Origin of the sequence: Streptomyces sp. 13-12-16, from assembly GCF_002114215.1 — a bacterium.
In the GTDB taxonomy this organism is placed as follows: domain Bacteria; phylum Actinomycetota; class Actinomycetes; order Streptomycetales; family Streptomycetaceae; genus Streptomyces.
Map to the genome: position 1 here is coordinate 1 of NZ_NCTE01001392.1, position 654 is coordinate 654.

Annotated in this window: 1 protein-coding gene; it reads left to right on the forward strand. The window is 75.8% G+C overall.

Annotated elements, in window-relative coordinates; all coding sequences use genetic code 11:
- Positions 1-98: 98 nt before the first annotated feature.
- Positions 99-654, forward strand: a 556-nt coding sequence (locus tag B7767_RS41420; protein WP_085576349.1) for an HdeD family acid-resistance protein, incomplete at its 3' end; no start/stop codon positions are given.

Consider the following 654-nt stretch of genomic DNA (forward strand, 5'->3'; position numbering starts at 1 on the left):
GGATCACCCGTCGTGGGTGACCCGCCGACGGCGGCCGGGCGGGAGGCTGGTCCTGCGCTCGCGCCGCGGCCCGAGCGCGCTTCGCGGGAGGAGAGGCCATGAACGCGACACCCGGTCCGGCCCCCGGCCCCGGACGGACGCACACGCCCGACGGCGCGGCCCCCGGTCCGCCGGACGGCCCCGCCGGGATCCTGGGGGCGCTCGGGCGCTCGTGGCAGTGGATCCTCGCCTCCGCGGTCGCCACCCTCGTACCGGGCATCCTCGTGCTGGTGTGGCCGGACACCACACTGCACGTCCTCGCGGTGCTCGTCGGCCTGTACCTGCTGGTGGCCGGGGCGTTCCGGTTCGTCGGCGTCCTCGGCCGGGAGGAGCAGGGCACACGGCTGCCCGAACTCCTGCTGGCGGTGCTGTACGTCCTGGCCGGAGTGCTCTGCCTGCGCAACCCGCTGCAGACCATCGCCGCCCTCTCCCTGATCGTCGGAGCGGTCTGGCTGGTGTCGGGGATGCTCACCCTCTTCACGGCGCTCGCCTCGCGGGACCTGCCGCACCGCGGTGTCGTCCTCGGCGCGGCGCTGCTGGCCGTCGTCGCGGGGATCGTCGTCCTGGCCCTGCCCGCGGAATCGGCCCGGGCGCTGACCCGGCTCCTCGGCCTGT